The organism is Sphingomonas sp. DC1600-2, from assembly GCF_049897605.1.
Lineage (GTDB): Bacteria > Pseudomonadota > Alphaproteobacteria > Sphingomonadales > Sphingomonadaceae > Sphingomonas.
Window position 1 is genome coordinate 1 of record NZ_JAFCWO010000046.1, and the last position, 1,282, is coordinate 1,282.

Here is a 1,282-nt window from a genome sequence, read left to right on the forward strand (position 1 = left end):
CAGCTGGGCGCCTCCATTTACCTCTCGCCAAATTGGCGCAGTGATGATTCACTGTCGGCGGTCAGCGGGAGCGGACGATGCGGCAGGCTGGGCTTTTCGGATTATCGGACCACATGAAGCGCCTTTCAGCGGACGGCGATCCGCTGGAGGTGCTGGCGCGGATTGTGGACTTTGAAGCGTTTCGGCCGACGCTGGTAGCCGCACTGGGCTATTCGGACGGCACCAAGGGTGGTCGGCCGCCTTACGATCCGGTGGTGATGCTGAAGGTGCTGGTGCTGGCGGCGCAGAACAACGTGGCCGACGGGCGGATGGAATGGCTGATCCGGGATCGGTTGAGCTGGCTGCGCTTCCTGGGCTTCGACCTTGGCGCAGCGACGCCGGATGCGAACACGATCCGTATGTTTCGCGAGCGGCTGACTGCGGTCGGCGCGCTCGATACGCTGTTTGCCGATTTCGACCGCCAGTTGAAGGCGCGGGGCTATCTGCCGATGGGGGGTCAGATCGTCGATGCAACGCTGGTCGCCGCGCCCAAACAACGCAACACCGAGGCCGAGAAGGCCGCGGTGAAGGCGGGCCGGAGCGCTGCCGAGATCTGGCCGGACGAACCCGCCAGGGCGCGCCAGAAGGATGTCGATGCCCGCTGGACGCTGAAGTTCGCCAAGGCGCGGCCCACGGCAGATGGCAAGCCGCAGCCGGATATCGCGATCCCGAGTTTCGGGTATAAAAGCAGTATTGCGATCTGCCGGACCTTCGGCTTCATCCGCAAGGGCAAGGTCACGGATGGCGCGCGCTACGACGGCCGCATGCTGCGCGACGTGGTGACCAGCGACAACACCGCCTCGGATGTCTGGGCCGATACCGCCTATCGCAGCCAGAGCAACGAACGCTGGCTGAAGGCCCAGGGCCGGGTCAGCCGCATCCACCGCAGAAAGCCCAAGGGCAGGCCAATGCCCGCCCATGTTCGCCGCGGCAACGCCACCAAATCCAGGGTCCGTGCGCGCGTCGAGCATGTGTTCGCGCATCAGAAGGCCGTCATGGGCCTGTTCATCCGCACCATCGGCATCGAACGGGCCAAGGCCAAGATCACGCTCGCCAACCTGGCCTTCAACATCCACCGCCTGATCTTCCACGAGCGCCGCGCGGCCATGGGATAATTGCGTCCGCGCTCTACGGGAAACCCTGAAAACCCCGACGAACCCAGCGCCAAACACCACGATCACCCAAAGCGCCTTCTCTGATCCTCAATCCGATCTCTTCATTGGGTAAATGGAGGCGCCCAGCT

At 64.3% G+C, this 1,282-nt stretch carries 1 protein-coding gene; it reads left to right on the forward strand.

The genetic code is table 11. The features are described from left to right. Positions 1-77: 77 nt before the first annotated feature. Positions 78-1,154, forward strand: a complete 1,077-nt coding sequence (locus ACP7BL_RS17850; protein WP_426258929.1) for an IS5 family transposase — start codon at positions 78-80, stop codon at positions 1,152-1,154. Positions 1,155-1,282 lie beyond the last annotated feature (128 nt).